The 19132-nt window shown below is 38.4% G+C and carries 12 protein-coding genes and 1 pseudogene; 9 read left to right on the plus strand and 4 right to left on the minus strand.

Annotation, left to right across the window (positions count from 1 at the left end; translation table 11 throughout):
* Positions 1–226: 226 nt before the first annotated feature.
* From ACFILU_RS06220 to ACFILU_RS06235, 4 genes are all read left to right on the plus strand, one after another.
* Positions 227–1069, plus strand: a complete 843-nt coding sequence (locus ACFILU_RS06220; protein ID WP_375675205.1) for a BID domain-containing T4SS effector — start codon at positions 227–229, stop codon at positions 1067–1069.
* Between the two features lie 353 nt (positions 1070–1422).
* Positions 1423–2703 carry a BID domain-containing T4SS effector gene (locus tag ACFILU_RS06225; RefSeq protein WP_375675206.1) on the plus strand — a complete coding sequence of 427 codons (1281 nt, stop codon included), beginning with the start codon at positions 1423–1425 and terminating at the stop codon, positions 2701–2703.
* Positions 2704–2913: 210 nt separating this feature from the next.
* Positions 2914–4977: a BID domain-containing T4SS effector gene (locus ACFILU_RS06230; RefSeq protein ID WP_375675208.1), complete on the plus strand. Its 2064-nt coding sequence runs from the start codon at positions 2914–2916 to the stop codon at positions 4975–4977.
* Positions 4978–5293: 316 nt separating this feature from the next.
* Entirely contained in the window at positions 5294–8512 is a 3219-nt protein-coding gene (locus tag ACFILU_RS06235) for a BID domain-containing T4SS effector (RefSeq protein WP_375675210.1), read from the plus strand.
* A gap of 236 nt (positions 8513–8748) precedes the next feature.
* Here the strand turns inward: ACFILU_RS06235 and ACFILU_RS06240 are convergent, their stop codons facing one another.
* Positions 8749–8895 carry a hypothetical protein gene (locus tag ACFILU_RS06240; RefSeq protein WP_375675212.1) on the minus strand — a complete coding sequence of 49 codons (147 nt, stop codon included), beginning with the start codon at positions 8893–8895 and terminating at the stop codon, positions 8749–8751.
* 399 nt (positions 8896–9294) lie between these two features.
* On the opposite strand from ACFILU_RS06240, the gene murJ reads away from it, so the two are divergent.
* The 4 genes from murJ (at position 9295) to ACFILU_RS06260 (ending at position 13189) form a co-directional block, all read left to right on the plus strand.
* Complete coding sequence (gene murJ, locus ACFILU_RS06245; protein ID WP_375675214.1) at positions 9295–10866, plus strand: murein biosynthesis integral membrane protein MurJ; 1572 nt, start codon at positions 9295–9297, stop codon at positions 10864–10866.
* 60 nt (positions 10867–10926) lie between these two features.
* Positions 10927–11997 (plus strand): tryptophan--tRNA ligase, encoded by a 1071-nt coding sequence (trpS, locus tag ACFILU_RS06250; protein ID WP_375662732.1) that lies wholly within the window; start codon positions 10927–10929, stop codon positions 11995–11997.
* A 62-nt stretch (positions 11998–12059) separates the two neighbouring features.
* Entirely contained in the window at positions 12060–12551 is a 492-nt protein-coding gene (locus ACFILU_RS06255; RefSeq protein ID WP_375675216.1) for a universal stress protein, read from the plus strand.
* Between the two features lie 59 nt (positions 12552–12610).
* Positions 12611–13189: a NifU family protein gene (locus ACFILU_RS06260; protein ID WP_273790941.1), complete on the plus strand. Its 579-nt coding sequence runs from the start codon at positions 12611–12613 to the stop codon at positions 13187–13189.
* A 433-nt stretch (positions 13190–13622) separates the two neighbouring features.
* Here the strand turns inward: ACFILU_RS06260 and ACFILU_RS06265 are convergent.
* The 3 genes and pseudogenes from ACFILU_RS06265 to ACFILU_RS06275 form a co-directional block, all read right to left on the minus strand.
* Positions 13623–13703: pseudogene (locus tag ACFILU_RS06265) on the minus strand (DUF4102 domain-containing protein); the annotation flags it as partial.
* An 876-nt stretch (positions 13704–14579) separates the two neighbouring features.
* Positions 14580–14915 (minus strand): zinc ribbon domain-containing protein YjdM, encoded by a 336-nt coding sequence (locus ACFILU_RS06270; RefSeq protein WP_375618296.1) that lies wholly within the window; start codon positions 14913–14915, stop codon positions 14580–14582.
* 1061 nt (positions 14916–15976) lie between these two features.
* Entirely contained in the window at positions 15977–17605 is a 1629-nt protein-coding gene (locus tag ACFILU_RS06275; protein WP_375675218.1) for an alpha-D-glucose phosphate-specific phosphoglucomutase, read from the minus strand.
* 217 nt (positions 17606–17822) lie between these two features.
* Here ACFILU_RS06275 and ACFILU_RS06280 point away from each other — a divergent pair, with 217 nt between their 5' ends.
* Positions 17823–18347: a peroxiredoxin gene (locus ACFILU_RS06280; RefSeq protein WP_375621555.1), complete on the plus strand. Its 525-nt coding sequence runs from the start codon at positions 17823–17825 to the stop codon at positions 18345–18347.
* Positions 18348–19132: the final 785 nt, after the last annotated feature.

Here is a 19132-nt window from a genome sequence, read left to right on the forward strand (position 1 = left end):
TACAAAAAATAATCCTAAAAAGAATCCTATAATTTATCATAACTTATTGATAAAATTTCATAAAAAAGCTGTATAAAAGACACAAATGTCCGTTACACTAACCCTGAATAGCGCAAAATCTTTGGAGGTCATTCAGTTGGATATCTTCCTTTGTACAAAAGTTATCAAAACTAAAAGTGGGGAATGCACCAAAGAGGTTTTCTAAAAATATTGAAAGGAAACATGCATGAAAAAACATCATCCACACCCTTCTGCAAATCCAGAAGCCCTCTATGCACAAGTTAAGAAACCAACCAGAGGAAACCAGCGCGGTCCAACCCCAGAAGAGGAAGTTACATACGCAACTGTTAGCAGTGTTTCTCCTTCAAGAGGGAGACACCATAATCAAAGGCAACAAGAATCTGAAACCGACTATACAATGGTTGCTCCCACAAAACGCGAAGAAGAAGTTACATACGCAACTGTTAGCAGTATTTCTCCTTCCAAAGGGAGACACCATAATCAAAGGCAACAAGAATCTGAAACCGACTATACAATGGTTTCTTCGCACCAAAGAGGAAGATCTTCACCTTCCCTCACAGCTGATCAAATAAGTGTCATACTTTTAAAAAATCCACAAGTTCAAGCATATGCACAAGAGGTCGTGCATTGGGGTACAACTGTTTATAACAGTGACACGCTTTTCCAACAGCACTTGCAAGACATACTTAAAGATCCCACTAAAGGAAAAGAGCTTTCAAATCAACTTGCTGAAAATCCTGAATCTATGCATAGGCTTGCTGGACGCTCCACACTTGGCTTAAAAAATCAAGCACGCAAAGCAGCTGAAGACGGTTTTAAACTGCTCGTTGATGCCATTGATGGTTATACGAAAGCTGTAGAAAATGCAACGGAACAGCTATTGCACACCCCTCTAGCGGAACAAAGACGCCGTCAAGAAAATTCTCAGCAAGTTGAGAGACACCATCATCGTCATCATCATCACACAAGAGGACAAGAACACAATAGTCCAGAGCACAGCCCTCAACGACAAAGACAAGGAGAAAAAGGATTTTCTTATGCCATGTAAGGAGGCATAGACGTAAAAACAGATAGTTTTTGTTTTTCATGTAATTTTTTTTCAGTGAGTTTCTTGGCGCAAATCGTTTCATCGCGATTGCGCCAAGAATTGTTTTAGAATGTTACAAAAAATAGTCCTAAAAATGGCGCCTGTAGTTCACGATAACTATTGATAACTTATTGATAATATTTCACAAAAAAACTGTATAAAAGACACAAATGTCCCTTAGGCTGATTGCAAATAGCGCAGATCTTTGGAGCTCATTCAGTTCGATATCTTCCTTTGTCTCAAAGCGATCCAAACATAAAAGGCAAGAGTGCTCCAAAGAGGTTTTCTAAAACAATTTTTGAAAGGAAACATGCATGAAAAAAGATCACTCTCACCCTTTTCCATCCTCTTCAATACAAGAACTTATAGCGCTCTATGAAAAAGTAGCAGCAGAAGTCTCAGGCGAAGAACCCATCCCTAAAGAAACGTCTTCAAAAAGCAAAAGACTATCAACGATACCGGAAGAAGGTGAGGAAAGACAATCTCTTTTAAGAGAAGAAACTGTACATGCATCAACAAATCCAACAGCTTCGTTAACAAGAGGCGGCTCTACTAAAATGCAGCAAAAACCTGAAACGACACACTCAATAATTACTTCACAAGTTACCCAAAGGGCAGCAAAAATTCTCTCAGAGGAAGAAATCATTCAATTGCTTCCACACCATTCATTGCTTCGAACCTATCAAGAAGAAATCCAACGTTTATCCGCAAGTGCCTATGGCAACCCAAACATTTTGAAAGAAAAAATGCAGGAAATTCAAAGAAATCCTGCTGCAGGAGAAGAACTCTCATGGCGTATGGCAGCATATCCTGAAAGTATCGCTAAACTTTCAGGCACCAGCATGTTGGGCTTCAAAAATCGAGCACGTAGACAAGCAGAAGAGAGTTTTTCCGCTCTCAGTATCACCATTGATTGTTATACAGAAACTGTAAAACAGGCAAGAGAGAGCCTCGTACAATCTCCAGAGCAAGAACTCAAAAACTATGAACGCTTAATGGGGAAGGAAGCTGTCACTAAACTGCTACAAAAACCAGATCATCGTGAAAAAGAAAGTCTTTCAGAGGCAGAAGTTTCTACCAAAATTCACCAACATTCAAAAGTCAAAAGACACCATGCCCAAATCCAATATTGGTGCACTGTTGTTTTTGGCAACACAAACATTTTGCAATCACAGGTGGAAACACTTTTCCAAAACCCTGAAACAATAGAAGCACTCGCACAACAACTTGCTGGAAATCCTCAATCTTTTCACAAGTACGCTGGTCGTAACTTTTGTGGCTTTAAAAATAAAGCACGCAGACATGCTGAAGCGGGTCTTTCTCACCTCATTGACGCCACTGACAATTATGCAACAGCTGTAGCACAAGTAAGAGAGAGCCTTTCAAAAACTCAGCAGACAAAACAAGAACACAATGAAGCACCTTCTGAGAGAGCGCAAAACTTGCATCAACAACAAAGCGTCTCACAGTCTGCTCAACGCCCCGAGCCTTCAACAGTAACTTTTGAAGAAGCAACAACTTCTACTCAACAAAGAGAAACAGATATTCGTCCTCGCAAAACTGCCGCCCCAAAAGCGATGGCTTTTGCCAGCTAAACAGACATAAATTTTCACATTGAATCCAATATCTTGGCGAAACACAGGAAAGAGGTGTTTGCGCCAAGAAAGCCCCATCTTGTGAAACCATTCAGTTTCATATCTGCTCTCGTAAAGACCGAGTAAAAAAGCATAAAACAGAATAAAAACCAACGTACGTTTTTAAATAGTATTTAAAAACAATATTGGAAGAGTTTGAAAGGAACATGCATGAAAAAAAGAAATCCCTCCCCTTTTATCACCGAAATGATGGAAAAATTTCAACAACCGGCTGAACAATCCCCCACCAGAACCCCTCCTTCCCAAGTTTCTCAAAATTTGCCAAAACCAACTGTAGAAAAACGCCCAGAAAATTTATCACACCACCCAAAGGTTGCGCCACCGCCCCCCCCCCGCATGAGAGCAAACACTCAAACCAGCACAATGCCCTCCAGCGCTAAAATCCCCAGCACCAAAACCCAAGAGATACCTCCTCTACAAACAAAAGTAGCTCCGCCCAAACCCCCACGCACAAAAGAAAATCTACAACCCAGCTCACAAATCCAAGAACGCTCCTCTCCGCACACAAAAACGCCTCCACAAAGACCACCACGTGCAAAAGATAGAGAACAAAACAAAACAACGGCTCAAGAGAGAGAACACCTCTATGCAACGCCTACTTCGCAAACACCCCCACGCATGAGGGAAAAAGCACAAACCGGAACAAAAATCCCCAGCTCACAAATCCAAGAAAACTCCTCTCCGCACACAAAAACGCCTCCACAAAGACCACCACGTGCAAAAGATAGAGAACAAAACAAAACAACAGCTCAAGAGAGAGAACACCTCTATGCAACGCCTACTTCGCAAACACCCCCACGCATGAGGGAAAAAGCACAAACCGGAACAAAAATCCCCAGCTCACAAATCCAAGAAAACTCCTCTCCGCACACAAAAGCAGCTCCACAAAGACCACCACGTGCAAAAGATAGAGGACAAAACAAAACAACGGTTCAAGAGAGAGAACACCTCTATGCAACGCCTACTTCGCAAACATCGCCACGCATGAGAGACAGAGTGCAAAACGGTACAAAAATCCAAAATCCTGAAACATACGACCCAAGTGTTAGACCCAAAACACCATCACATATGAAAGTCAGACAGCAAAGCAGTTCATCATCACAAAACAGTGGAACATATGCCGTCCCTCCTTCAAGAAAACCGCACCGTATGGAAAACAGAAAACAAAGCGATACTATCGTCCCAAAACCTGCCTCTCCACACACAGCAATTGAACAACCAAAACCGTCTCACGGACAAAAATCATCTATTAATACAATGGAAAGAGAGCTGTTACTCGTAGCATATCAAGAAGAAATACGATTTTTGTGCGAAAAGGTTTATGGCAACAGGCTTATTTTAGAAGAAAGAATAGAAGCAATCAAAGAAAACCCCAATATGGGAGAACAGCTCTTATGGGATATTACAGAACAGCCTAAGTCTATTTCTAAGCTTGCTGGTAGAAAAGTTCTCGGCATAAAAAATAACGCGCGCAAACAAGCTGAAGAAACTCTTCCTACCCTATGTGCTGCTATTAACGGTTATATGTATACTTCAAAATATACAAAAAGTGAAAATATTTCACAAGGTTTTCACACGGAACAACAACATCAGCGACAAGCACAAGAGAAAGATCCAATAAATCAACATTTACAAAATTCGCTCAATTCAGAAAAGAAAATAAAGCCTCTCTCAAATCAGGAAATTGCCCGCAGAGTTCAACAAGATCCATCGGTTCAATATGGTCAAAGAGAGATCCAATATTGGTGCCAAATTGTTTATGATGATCCATTTATTTTACAATATAGAATGGAAGATATGCACAAAATTCCAGAGATGGGAGAAGAGCTTGTATTTCAAATTGAAAAGGATTCTACATCTTTTGCTCCACTTGCTGGTAGAAAAACCCTTGGCATAAAAAACGGAGCACGCAAAGCCGCTGAAGAAAATATCCCTACCCTTTGTACCGCCATTAAGGACTATGCTGATACAATAAAACAGTTAAGAGAAACCATTGTGCAAAACCATCAGGAAGAACAACAAAAACGTCATCAACCACTTACCGATCTCGATAAAAAATTACAAAAGCAGCAAAGCTTATCGCAGCCCCCGAAGCTGCCTGAACGCTCAACAGTAAAGCGGCATCAAGAAGTTGCAGAAACTTGTAGACAAGAAGACCAGCCGCATATTCGACAGCGCAGAGCCGAAGCATCAAAAGCTATAGCTTTGTCGTAATAAATCTCCCAATTGTTGGCTTTTCATACAAAACTTTGGTGCAATTATCTTGCCAAGATTGCATCAAAGACGGTGTATGAAATACAGAAAACTTTGAATAAGACACCCCATTATTTTACAGAATTCATTGATAAAATTTCACGATAATACTTCATAAAAATCACACACTTTAACTTTGTTCCATGCGAATAAGGTCAATTTTTTCAATCATTCAAATAGGCATTCTTCTTTAAAGAAAACACCATAAAATAATAAAAGGCAAAAAATATAAAAAAAGCTTTCAAAAAATAATGTTAACATTTGAAAGGAAATATGCATGAAAGAAAATACAGAACATTATGCCTCTTCCTCACAGGAAAAATTGCAAGAACAACACTCTGCAATTAGTGCAGCCATTTCTAAGCAAATCAATAAAGCATCGCAGAATTTCTTTTATCCCAATAGCAAAGTGCTTAAAAATAAATACCACATCAAAGAGCAAGAAATATTAAAAGAACGATGTTGTGATGATGTAAAGAAAGAAATGATAAAACTGCGTCAAGAACCTCTACCTGAGCAGTTTAATTCCTCCTATCTAAAATATCTTCATCAACGCCTCTTTTCCCGTGCATTTGAATGGTCCGGACAAACACGCGAAGAGCCTTTTACATTTGAAGATGGTACTGTTGCTTCTATGCCCATTTTGAAAAGAAAAGAATTTACAAAACCTTTTGCGATTGGCAAAAAAATACAGAAGGGACTAGAAAAGTTAGATAAAACGCTTTCTGAAAAGAATAATTTACAAGGCTTAACGCGCGAAGAATTCGTTGAACAAGCCGCTGGAATAATGATAGATTTGCACCACTTGCATCCTTTCAGAGAGGGCAATAGGCGCACAAAGAGACTGTTTGTTGAAAAACTCGCTCAAGCAGCAGGACATGAGCTAGACTTTTCTCTTGTGAGCAAAAAACGTAAAGACTTTGTCCGCGCCGCTGCCATGGAACATGGCGATCCAGAGCCTATGAAGCATCTGCTTGAGGATATCTCAAATCCAGAAAAATTGCTCATTTTACAAGAATTTACCAACTCTATGAGAAAGCTTGGATTGGATGAAAAAAATTATTATCTCACTGTCGTCGCAAAAGAAGGAGAAACCTATCATGGTACCTACAGAGGCAGTGGACCCAATGGCTTCATGCTTGATGCCAACGGGACTTTCATCTTAGGAAATAAAAAAGATCTCACCCCAGAGCAAATACAGACATTAAAAATCGGTGACGCCCTCTCCTTTACAGCGCCCAAAACTCAAAACCCAGAAAAAAACATTGCTTCCAGAAAAAAAAGAGCCGTTCTCACAAACGATGAAATAACTGAAAAGAGCAAAGACAACGCATCCATTCAAACAAAGAAAAAAGAAAAAGCCCATTTTTCACCATGGAGTGCCCCTCATGCTTTACATGACAGCATTGAAGTTATGCCCGAAAATTTGCAAGAACAAGAACAAATGACCAAACCAATTGCTCAATCTGCTTCCTCTATGAGGCAAATGCAAAAAGATTTCCAAAAAAACATTTTACAGACCAGCAATACAGCGACAAATAATCCAATATCTGTCCAAATGACAAAGGAAAAACGCTCTGATCATCAAGAAAGAATGAAACAGCCCCCAAAAAAAGCAATGGCATACTGGGACACTGGTACAAAAAAAACGGACACCGTCCCTCTCACCTTACAGGAGAAATTATCCTCATCGCCTCAAACCGAAGAAAATAAGACAATGTACCATAATTTCTTTTGCCCTAATAGTATCACCTTAAAAAATAAATATGGAATAAACGACTATAAAAAATTAAAAGTGCAATGTGCCCATGATACAACAAAAGCAATCATTCATCTACGCCAAGAAGCGCCACCGCAAAAACTAACTTCCACATATCTCCAATATATTCATCACACCCTATTTAAAAATACTTTTGAATGGGCCGGACAAACACGCGAAAAACCATTTACATTTGAAGATGGTACCGTTGCTTATATGCCAATGATGAAAAAAGCTGGGATTTCTTTTGCCTCAGCAAAACAGATACAAGAGGGACTAGAAAATTTAGATAAAATACTTGCTGAAACGAATAGTTTAAAAGGCTTAACCCGCGAAACATTTATTGAACATGTCACTGAAATGTTGATACAGCTCAACTATACGCATCCCTTCAGAGAAGGTAATGGACGCACACAACGAATGTTTTTTGAAAAACTTGGGCAAGTTGCTGGCCACACACTCGACTTTTCTCTTGTAACAGAAAAACGCATGAATCTTGCCAGCATTGCATCGCTAAAACATAACGATAAGGAAGAGATGAAACATCTGCTTGAGGATATCTCAAATCCAGAAAAAATACTTATTTTAAAAGAATTCATGGATAATATGAAACATATCGGATTTGAGAGTCTTCATCATCATCTTGTTACAACAGCGAAAGAAGGTCATACCTATAAAGGCTTTTACAGAGGCAGTGGACCCAATGGCTTCATGCTTGATGCCAACGGGATTTTCATCTTGGGAAATAAAAAAGATCTCACCCCAGAGCAAATACAGACATTAAAAATCGGTGACGCCCTCTCCTTTACAGCACCAAAAATTCAAAACCAGCAAGGAGTGCTTATCCCCGCAGAAACAATAGCCCCCCTTACCAACAATGAAATTGCCCCAAGGATAAAAAACAACGCATCCATTCAAGCAAGAAGAAAAGAAATCGAAACTTTGTGTCAAATCATTTATGGCAATCGTCATATTTTGCAGGAAAGAATTGAGATGATCCATGAAAATCATACTGAAGGAGAACAGCTCACCTATCAAATTACCACCTCTCCCCAATCTATTTCTAAGCTTTCTGGTAGCAATGTATTTGGCATAAAAAACAACGCGCGTGCCCATGCTGAAGCAAATATTTTGCCCCTCTGTAGAGCCATTGATCGTTATATCAATATTTTTAAACAAACAGAAAGAGACATTCTCCATACCCATCATGTAAAACAAAGGCGGTGTGAACAGTCGGTAAAAATTCCTGAGGCTTGGATGAAAAATCTCTTTTCCTTGTCAAAAGCACAACAGCAAGAAACTTTATCAAACTCTCCTGAATTAAGGGGGGAGATAAGGACTTATATCAAAAAAATCAATGAGCGCTTATCCTCAAGCGAGCATGAAGCTATAAAGGAAAATAATCCTGAAAAACTTGCGAAGAGTCTTGGTACATCAACCGTTAAAGCAAAAGAGATTATGGAAATAATCAAGCAGATAAAAGAGATAGAACAGCATATACAACCCATGTATTTTTATAACCATAAATTCGATGAGCGCTTAGCACCAAACCAGTATCAATCTATCCAGCATCAATCTATAAAGAAAAATAATGAAAAAAAATGTTCCAACACTCTCGATAAAGAATCAATTAAAGTGCAAAAAATGACAGAAAACGTCAATCAGAATCCTAAAAGACAAGAAAATATTCAACCTCACAAAACAGAGCACACAAAAGCGATGGCAATGAATATCTAAAGGTTCATAAACTTTAACTTTTTTGCCCTCTCTGGTAAAAATGATAGCCTTTCCCCCCCTCTGCCTTCATCGGCAAATCAATCGACCTCAACGAGAATGGAAACCTGAACAGGAAAAATAAAAGGATCAATCATTTTTGAAAATGATAATGAATCACTTTCATTACCTGTCGTGCTAAAAACAGACAAAATGCTGTTGAAAGATCACGTCTTCCTATCCTCTTATTTATGTAATCTCTAAAACGAAAAGGCAGCCAAATTGGAGAGAACATAAAGCCGTAAAAGTGAAAACCAATCACCAGCTTTACCATCCCCTTTTAGCTCAACCTTACGACTTTTTAAAACATCTAAAGCGCTGTTTTTTAAATAATGGAAATTGCACATTGTTTCATGCTTTTATTTTATTTGCGTTCTTTAAATAGGGTCATACCCCTCACGTAAAACAGTACGGTATTGGGTTGCATTATTCACGACATCAAAACATAAAGAGAAATTATCATTATATATCCTTATATGTCCCTTAAAACTGTTATGATATTTCTCCCATATTTCAGTTTGAAAAAGAAATTTTAATTATTTTATGGCAACAATAAAAATTTTAATGCAACAGTAAACAAGGAGCATAAAAAGTCTTCAAGCACCATTGTTGACAGAGAGATAAACACCGTCGTAAAACGCTTTCCAAAAGTATCCTTGATTAGGATAGAGATCAGATTTTACGATTTAAAACGGTTTATTTCTCCTGTCATCGCTTCTCTTTTACAACAAAGTTGATATATCTTTATGACATTGATTAAAAAAATTGCAACAGTTGCTTCCGGAACCCTTATGAGCCGTATTTTTGGCTTCGTACGCGAAATGCTTATGGCAGCAGCCCTAGGGACAGGTCCTGTTTCTGATGCCTTTAACGCTGCTTTTCGTTTTCCCAACACATTTCGTCGTTTTTTTGCTGAAGGTGCCTTTAACGCTGCTTTCATTCCTCTTTTTGCAAAAAAAATCACTGAAGAAGGTCACGAAACGGCATGCAAATTTGCAGAAGAAGTCTTTGGCGTTCTCTTTTCGCTGCTCTTACTGTTAACGATTGCGATGGAACTGAGTATGCCTTTTTTGGTACGAACCATTATTGCCCCAGGTTTTACCGAAGATGCAACAAAATTTAACGCTACCATTCACTTTACTGCAATCATGTTTCCCTATTTAACCTGCATGTCGCTTGCTGCCATGATGGGGGGCATGCTTAATGCTCTGCGACGCTATTTTATTGCCGCCATTGCCCCACTCTTTTTAAACATTATTCTGATTGGTGTGCTTGCCTATGCTTGGATCTATAAACTTGACGCTTGGCATATCGGCTTAAATCTCTCTTGGGGTGTATTAGCAGCAGGGCTTCTTCAACTCACCTTAATTGCCCTTGCTTTGCGTCAAAGTGGAATGAAAATTTCCTTCCGCCAGCCCCATTTAAGTCCTAATGTTCGCAAGCTATTAACTTTAGCATTCCCAGCAGCCATTACGGGTGGCATCACACAAATCAATTTGCTCATTAATACCAACATTGCTTCTAGTCAATCGGGTGCTGTCTCTTCTTTGATGTACGCTGATCGTCTTTACCAATTGCCTCTAGGCGTAATCGCCATTGCCGTTGCAACCGTTCTTTTACCAGAATTAACACGCGCTTTGCGGAGCAAAAAGCATGAAGAAACCCACCATTTACAAAACCGCTCTATTGAATTAACATTGTTGTTAACACTTCCAGCATCCATTGCTTTTTTGCTGCTCTCCACTCCCATTGTCAGTTTGCTCTTTGAGCGAGGACAATTTACCAGTCAATCAACACACCATGTTGCACAATTACTAGAACTTTATGGATTAGGACTTCCAGCTTTTGTTCTTATTAAGGTCTTTATTCCTAATTTTTTTGCCCATGAAGATACCAAAACACCGATGATTTTTACAGGTATTTGCGTTTTCATCAATATCAGTCTCGCCTTAACATTATTTCCTATTCTATCTGCACGAGGTATTGTTATTGCTGAAATTACCTCTGGATGGGCCAACACCCTGTTGCTGTGGAGTGTCCTTATCAAACGCGGTTATTGGAAATACGACTTCCAACTGATAAAGCGAATATTATGTCTCATGATGGCAACTCTTTTGAGTGCACTAGCCCTCTATTACGGATTGAATGTGTTTGGTTTTTTGTCTTTTCCTTTATCCTCACAAGCATCATTTTTCTTGCGCGCGATCACCTTAGCTGGGATCATGATTGGCATATTTTTGATCTATTTTAGTGCCTATTTTTTATTCAACACCCGTTCCTTTTTTCACACGCTTAAAAATTTGAAAAAACGCTCATAATATCTATACTTTGTCAAAAACAATAAAATGAATAACCTTAATTGAAGAAAGAGCACTCCTATGGATACCTTCACACCACTTGTCTTTTCCGGCGTACAACCGAGTGGTCATTTACATCTTGGCAATTATCTTGGAGCCATTCAGCGTTGGGTTGAACTGCAAAACTCTCATCACTGCCTCTATTGTGTTGTGGATATGCATGCGCTCACAGTCAACCCAGATCCCCTTACTTTACGCGAATCCACCAAAACAGTGACAGCAGCCTTTTTAGCCTCCGGTATTGATCCTCAAAAACACATTATTTTTAACCAATCACGTGTTTTTCAACATGCTGAACTCGCCTGGATTTTTAATTGTGTTGCCCGTATTGGCTGGCTTCAACGCATGACACAATTTAAAGATAAAGCAGGAAAAGATCGCGAAAAAGCATCCCTAGGGCTTTTTGCCTATCCCACTTTGATGGCCGCTGATATTTTAGTCTATCGTGCAACGCATGTTCCAGTAGGCGAAGATCAAAAACAGCATGTTGAACTCACACGCGATATTGCACAAAAATTTAACAACGACTATGCACAGCGTATTGCCGAATTAAATTTTGGTATCTCTATGCAAACAGATGAAGAAAAAAGACAAGGCTTTTTTCCCCTCCCAGAGGCGCTTATTGGAACAACAGCCACACGCGTTATGTCTTTGCGCGATGGGACGAAAAAAATGTCAAAATCAGATCCTTCAGATTTTTCACGCATTAATTTGACCGATGATGCTGATCTTATCGCAAAAAAAATACGCAAAGCCAAAACGGATTCGGCTCCTCTTCCCGATACCCTCACCGCTTTAAAAGAACGACCAGAAGTGGACAACCTGCTTGGTATTTATGCTGCCTTTGCCAAAGTTAGCAAAGAAAAGATTCTTTCAGAATTTTCTGGTCAACAATTTTCGCATTTTAAAACAGCTCTAGCCGACCTTGTTGTCCATAAGCTTGCCCCTATAACAGAAGAATTACGTCGACTTCATCAAGAAAGTGATTATATCGACTCTGTTTTGCATGATGGCGCTAAACGTGCTAGTATGCTCGCAGAAGAAAATATGAAAAAAATTCGTGAAATTATTGGATTTTTGCACGATACATAAAAATAATAAAACTGAAAACTGTAGAGAGCAAAAAAATCGTTTGTACAAAATAGAGAAAGTGCATGATTTCCAAACCCAAAAATCCGAAAAAAGAACCAAAGAAAAAAAACTTAGTCATTATCGATGAAACACCAGAGTGTCGGCGTGCCGTTGCGTTTGCCGCACAACATGCCCAAAACACCAGTAGAACATTGGTATTACTTTGTGTCGTTGATAGTGTAGAATTTCAACATTTTCTGGGTGTAAACAACGTTATGCGCACAGAATCAAAGCAAAGTGCTCATAAAATATTAGGAAACATTGCCAGTGAAGTCCGCACCACCCATGCGCTTGAAACAGAAATAGTGGTGCGTGAAGGAAAAAAAATTGATGAGATTTCCAAACTGATCGACGAAGATAAAAGGATTGCACTAATTGTTTTAGCAGCCAGTGGACATACAGAAGGACCAGGACCCCTTGTTCAATTAATCGGGAATAAAGGAACAGCTTTTTCAATCCCTGTCATTGTTATTCCTAGCAATCTTGCCGATGAAGATATTAGATCTATTGCCTAAAAAATATAATATTCTACAATGTAAGATCTTCCCAATCCTTCATTATAAAAGGAGAATCTATGTTTATTCAAACTGAAACCACCCCAAACCCTGCAACTCTTAAATTCTTGCCAGGACGCGTGGTTCTTTCTGAGGGCGTATTAGAATTTCGTGACCCTGAAGAAGCAGCTAAAAACTCACCTTTGGCGGCTAAACTGTTTAATATTCCCAATATCAATGGTGTTTTTTTAGGCTATGATTTTATCACCGTAAGCAAAAAAGAAGGGGAATGGCAACATCTCAAGCCCGTCATTTTAGGCACAATCATGGAACATTTTCTATCCAATGAGCCAGTGATCACCACCAACGCTACAACACAAGCACAAACCCATGCCCTTAACGAAGAATTTTATGACGAAAAAGATGCTGATATTGTCTTAACCATTAAAGATCTGCTTGAAACGCGTATCCGCCCAGCGGTTGCCAATGATGGTGGAGACATTACTTTTCGCGGATTTGAAAATGGTATTGTTTATCTCAATATGCGGGGCTCCTGCGCTGGATGTCCCTCTTCAACGGCAACTCTCAAACATGGTATTGAAAACCTTTTACGTCATTTTATCCCTGAAGTTTTAGGCGTTGAAGCCATGCCACAATAAATATTGACTTCAATAGATAAAATAACCACACCGATTGCCCCTCTTCAACAGTGCTCAAACATGGAATGTAAAGATCTTACGTCATTTTATTCCTGAAACTTTAGAAGTAAGCTATGCAGCCATAAAGATAGAGTACTGTTAAAAAAATCTGTCCAATAATGATACCTTCACTCACCTTTCACCTCCACATATGCCTTAAAAAGATTTCAAAGCCCCCTTTAAGAAGCATAAGTTATTTCAACAAACCAATCGTACACAGAAGTACAATGCATGGGTGTGCACTTTAAATTTATTTTGTTTTATAATCTTGTCATGCAATTTTAACGAGGAAAACACGACCTCGTTAAAAAAAAGAAAACATTGTAAGATAGAGTGCTCATTTGCTCTATCTTTCTCAGTGCTTCCAACGACAAATCACGCAAAATACTCCTTGTAGCAAGCCGGCACCATCATCATATCTGCCAGCCCCTAATGATGCGACAGCTCTTTCATTAAGACGATTCATAAGAGTCATTTTAATCCTTTCTTTCCTCATTTTTACCCACACACCAGCCCCGCTTGTGGTGTGCAAGCAAGTGATTTTAATTGATTCAACATAGAACAGATTTGAAATGAGAGAATCTCACGTTATTCGAGGTTCTAATTCAATATGAATAACGCTAATTTACTATTATAAATCAATATGTTGTTTCAGCCACTCGACAAAGATCACATTTTGCAACTTGCAATGAGAATTCTGACATTCTTCTTATTTCAATTCTGTTCCATGTTGAATCAATCAAAATCGTCCGCTTACACAGCACAAACTGGATAATAACAAAAACTATTTTTAATAGCTCTTATGTACACTTTTATAAGAGACTGTTGCAGTACTAAGAGCTGGAAAATGCATGGCAATAAGACCTTATCAAGATCATAGCGTCCTTTTTCCATTCTTAAAATCAAGAATTCCCCCCTATCATTTTCAATCTCATTTCCATAAACATGACGCAAAAATATAACTACCTGTAAAAAATAAATACATTGAAGCCAGATCTATTATGGTTGTTTGAAAAATTATCTGATACAAAAAATGAGAATATTTTTTCAATTCAGCAGGAATAAGTTTGTCTACTTTACGGTATTGTTCTTCTCATAAAGCGCATACTTTTATTGTTGCTTGTGAGTCAACATCCAGTCCGCCATAACCGCATATTAAAAGAAAAAGACAGAGTCGCTATTTCTCTGCGATACATGGCTTTGCAATAAAGGAAAACATATTGCTTCTATCTGATTGGTGTAATCTATGAAACAAGAAAAGAAGCCACTGGAGAAAAATACGCCCAATTAGAGAAGAATGTAAAAATAGAAAACCAACGAAATCCAAAAACAATTGCAAGAGGACAAATGCTTAAACTTTTTTCACAAACTCCGACTTTAAACTCATCTGACCAATCCCTGGAATTTTGCAATCAATATTATGATCTCCATCCACCAAGCGAATATTCTTTACCTTAGTACCACCTTTTAAAACAGATGAAGCGCCTTTTACTTTCAGATCTTTTATCACCATAACGGTATCTCCGTTTGTTAAAATCTGACCATTGGCATCATAAACAGTATTGACAAGAACCGTATCATCGTTTTTTTGCGGCCATTCATGTGCGCATTCAGGACACACAAAATTTTCACCATCTTCATAAGTATAAAGACAATCACAACGAGGACATTTGGGATATTGGGTCATAAATTCCCCTTATTAAAAGAAAAATCATTCATTATGACTGGTCATAAAGCAAGAAGTGCTTATTGTCCATTATTTTAGAAAAACATTTCCCTTTGTTTCAATCCTCATCTGCCAACTGTGTTCATGAATGCTATCATCACACACCATACATGAGTTTATAAAAATGATTGATCATTATATAACTTAAATGAGCCCCCGCATATCATAAAATTTACTCACTTCATTCTCTCTAATAAATTAATCAAAATCATTTTCTTACACATCAGCAATACAATTAACGAATGAATAAAAAAAATTAGAAAAGGAACATCTCTGAATAAAAACGCTTCCAAAGAGCTAAAAACTGAGAAACAAGAAAATGATAGCCTCAACTTGGCCTTTTATTTAAGTAAAGCATTCATAATGTTAGAGAACAAACTAATTTATGATCATAGTTAATGGTTTTGTATATTGAATGAGAGCCGATAAATAAGCTGAGATTCTCTCAACCCCTTTTACATTGAAACAACCAAAGCCTTTTGTTTGCATGTTACAAGTAGGAAAATCCGTGTAAAACGATTATCCAAAATACTAAACACTCTCAAATATAAGAGCCAACATTGAAAGCGGGCAAAGTGAATGATGGTGCCGTCTTACTCTCTCATAAGCGTAAAAATGATGCTGCTCAATGGATGGCCGGTTATCCCTTTCAAAGCAACACGCATAAGATGCGTTTTTAGCGTCTTGAGAGAGAAGCTTCTTTAAAACAAACATATGAAATGTGCAACAATGATCGTATTTTATTTTGCATGAGAAACTTTCCCCTATTAAACAAAAATTTCTATCAAGCCATTGAGCAAACCCATTGGACATAAATTCCCCGATTATGCTCGATTATAATTTCCTACAGCATTTAGTTTTAAGAATCAGGCAGTTTTAGGAATCCGATTGATATGTAAGAAAGGAAAAAACAAAGAGAGCTTGAAAATGGAAGATCTCCCTTATGCACATAAAATCACGCCCCTAAAATCACATCCATGTGATCAATCATTATACCTTTACAAAAAAACATTCCAATGATCTTAGGTGATAATATCAGGACGATCTCGCCCCAATGCTTGTTGTATGTTTAACAGTTTTAGTGCCACCTGTTGCAAAGGTTGGAGAACTTCTTGCGGATTAAAATTGTGTTTGCGCGGATCACTTTCATACTGTTCAAAATAAAGTCGTAAAGTAGCACCTAGCGTCCCTGTTCCCGACAAACGAACCACCAACCGTGCTCCATTCTCGAAAAAAATACGTATACCTTGCCGCGTGCTAACGCTCTGATCAACAGGATCATGATATGTAAAATCATCTGCTTTTTTGACGAAAAATCCAGCAATTTCAGTTCCTGCATGTGGTAAGTGCGCACGCAAATGCTCTAGTAATGCCAAAGCTTTATCTGCTTCGACTTCTTCATAATCATGCCGTAACGTGTAAAAACGCCCATAGGTGGACCAATGCTGTTGAACAATCTGTGCGACAGTTTTTTCTGTTACCGCTAAAAGATTTAACCAAAATAGGACAGCCCATAAACCATCTTTTTCGCGGATGTGATGAGAGCCCGTTCCAAAGCTTTCTTCACCACAAAAGGTTACTTTCCCCGCATCCAAAAGGGTTCCAAAAAACTTCCATCCCGTTGGCGTTTCAAAAAAGTTTAATCCGTGTTTTTCCGCAACTAAATCAGCAGCACGCCCCGTTGGCATAGAACGCGCTATCCCCACAACACCTTTTCGATATCCTTTAATAAGGTGTGCATGTTCAGCCATAATAGCCAAAGAATCCGAAGGCGAAACAAATTGTTGACGACCAATAATGAGGTTACGATCTCCATCACCATCAGAGGCTGCGCCAAGATCTGGTCCTTGCTCTGACATCAATAAATCATAAAGAGCCTTGGCATAAACCAAATTGGGATCTGGATGACCGCCTCCAAAATCTGGCAAAGGAATACCATTAACCACTGTCCCTTCAGAAAATCCTAAGCATTTTTCAAAAATTTCATAAGCATAAGGCCCTGTTACCGCATGCATGGCATCAAACCGTAAAGTAAGACCTCGAGCAACGGCCTTAGCAATACAGTCAAAATCAAAAAGCTCCTGCATCAAAGCAACATAATCAGTGACAGGATCGATAATATCAATCCGCATGGCTCCCATAAAGACCGTACCTTGCCTATCTAAATCAATATCTGGTGCTTCAAGAATTTTATAAAAGGAAAGACGTTGCGATGTTGCAAAAATAGCATCACATAAAGAATTAGGAGCCGGTCCACCATTGGAAACATTGTATTTGATACCACAATCTCCCTCTGGACCACCAGGATTATGGCTTGCAGAAAGAATAAGTCCACCATGGGCATGAGTTTTACGAATAAGATGCGAAACAGCAGGTGTAGAAAGAATACCGCCCCTTCCCATTTTAATACAAGAAACACCATGCGCCGCCGCCATCTTCAACACAATCTGAAGAAGAGTACGATTAAAAGTGCGCCCATCTCCCCCAAGAATCAACATTTTTCCTTCAAGAGGCCCAATGTTATCAAAAAGAGACTGTATAAAGTTTTCTACATAATGGGGTTGTTGAAAAACAGACACTTTTTTGCGCAAACCAGACGTTCCCGGTTTTTGCCCCTCAAAAGCCGTGGTTAAAACTGTCTTTATGGTCATATCAATACCTTTATATGGTTTCCTATAATTTTAAGGTGAAGAGTATCCAAAGTCGACCATTAATTCTACTTGACGGAAGTGTGAAATATTTGCACACTCGTTAGAAGTAAGAATTTTTAAAGAAGCCCTTTTGTTTAAAACGCTTTTTGCCATATGTTTTTAAATACGAAGGCTGTTTTAAAACAAAATTTTCGTAAAAGAATACAGGAGCATCATGATGATGAAAAAAACAGTTCCCAATGTAACATTCCACACACGCGTACGCGATGAATCAATGGCTGGAGACAATCCTTATCGGTGGCAAGAAGTTAACAGCGATGCTTACTTTAAAGGAAAGCGTGTTATTCTTTTTTCTCTTCCTGGAGCTTTTACCCCTACTTGCTCAACCTTTCAGCTGCCTGATTTTGAAAAACTCTATGATGAATTTAAACAAGCGGGTATTGATGAAATTTATTGCCTTTCCGTCAATGATGCTTTTGTCATGAATGCTTGGGGAAAAGCACAAAATATCAAAAACGTGAAATTAATTCCCGATGGCTCTGGTGAATTCACACGCAAAATGGGTATGCTGGTTGCAAAAGACAATGTTGGTTTCGGCATGCGATCATGGCGCTATGCAGCTGTTATTAATGATGGTGTGGTTGAACAATGGTTCGAAGAAGCAGGTTTTTCAGATAATTGTGCAACAGATCCTTATGAAGTTTCTTCACCACAACATGTTTTAAAAGCCTTGAAAAGCTAATTCCCCCAATCGTCTATTTAAACAAAATTTTACGACACAAATTTCCTGAGGAGGAAGATTTGTGTCGTTTACTTTTTACAACATCTATTCGTGAAAGCAGACACGATAAGTTGATTGTACGCCTTCTGTGAGAAAATATTACAGCAATAATTTTTTCAATAAATATTTCATGCTTTAACTGCTTTGAAAAAGTTTGAAAAATTGCTGATGAAAAATCTGGACCCGTTGTGGAGCTAAAAAATCAAAGAGTTAAAAGCTGTTGCACGCTATCAAAAAATGGGGATGCAATTGCCAAATGCGCAAATTCATGCAAAACTCTCTCAGAAACATCAAGGACTAACGTATTGATGAAATATGCAAGATCAATGCTAAATTTCTCATACTGAGAAAAACTTTGTATCGAACAATACTTTGATTTATAAAGATAATTTATAATTTTGCATATTGAATGAGAGGAGCCGAATATCATAAGATTGTTTTATTTTATCCCTTCTTATATTGAATCCCTTAAAACTATTTTCTTGCTCATTAGCAAGTGGGATTGGCATATGAATAAACGATTAAAAAGAGTAAAAATACCTCTCGTAAACGCGCCAAAATACAAGAGCTATGAACATCATTACTGCAAAGTTCACAAAAGTATCAAGAAAGAAAATACAGATCAAACATTTGTTTGAAGAGGTGCACAGTTCAAATTAACTTATGTCTCATAAAAAGAAGAAAATATGGCATAAAAACCGCTCTGCATAAAGAACCATTCATGGAGAATATTAAATCAAAACAGA

This window comes from Bartonella sp. CL100XZDX, assembly GCF_042195375.1.
In the GTDB taxonomy this organism is placed as follows: Bacteria; Pseudomonadota; Alphaproteobacteria; order Rhizobiales; family Rhizobiaceae; genus Bartonella.

What these genes read in the sequence shown, in the direction of transcription:
- ACFILU_RS06220 (WP_375675205.1), top strand. Translation starts at nt 227, where the DNA reads ATGAAAAAACATCATCCACACCCTTCTGCAAATCCAGAAGCCCTCTAT.
- ACFILU_RS06225 (WP_375675206.1), top strand. Translation starts at nt 1,423, where the DNA reads ATGAAAAAAGATCACTCTCACCCTTTTCCATCCTCTTCAATACAAGAA.
- ACFILU_RS06230 (WP_375675208.1), top strand. Translation starts at nt 2,914, where the DNA reads ATGAAAAAAAGAAATCCCTCCCCTTTTATCACCGAAATGATGGAAAAA.
- ACFILU_RS06235 (WP_375675210.1), top strand. Translation starts at nt 5,294, where the DNA reads ATGAAAGAAAATACAGAACATTATGCCTCTTCCTCACAGGAAAAATTG.
- ACFILU_RS06240 (WP_375675212.1), bottom strand. Translation starts at nt 8,895, where the DNA reads ATGTGCAATTTCCATTATTTAAAAAACAGCGCTTTAGATGTTTTAAAA.
- murJ (WP_375675214.1), top strand. Translation starts at nt 9,295, where the DNA reads ATGACATTGATTAAAAAAATTGCAACAGTTGCTTCCGGAACCCTTATG.
- trpS (WP_375662732.1), top strand. Translation starts at nt 10,927, where the DNA reads ATGGATACCTTCACACCACTTGTCTTTTCCGGCGTACAACCGAGTGGT.
- ACFILU_RS06255 (WP_375675216.1), top strand. Translation starts at nt 12,060, where the DNA reads ATGATTTCCAAACCCAAAAATCCGAAAAAAGAACCAAAGAAAAAAAAC.
- ACFILU_RS06260 (WP_273790941.1), top strand. Translation starts at nt 12,611, where the DNA reads ATGTTTATTCAAACTGAAACCACCCCAAACCCTGCAACTCTTAAATTC.
- ACFILU_RS06270 (WP_375618296.1), bottom strand. Translation starts at nt 14,915, where the DNA reads ATGACCCAATATCCCAAATGTCCTCGTTGTGATTGTCTTTATACTTAT.
- ACFILU_RS06275 (WP_375675218.1), bottom strand. Translation starts at nt 17,605, where the DNA reads ATGACCATAAAGACAGTTTTAACCACGGCTTTTGAGGGGCAAAAACCG.
- ACFILU_RS06280 (WP_375621555.1), top strand. Translation starts at nt 17,823, where the DNA reads ATGATGAAAAAAACAGTTCCCAATGTAACATTCCACACACGCGTACGC.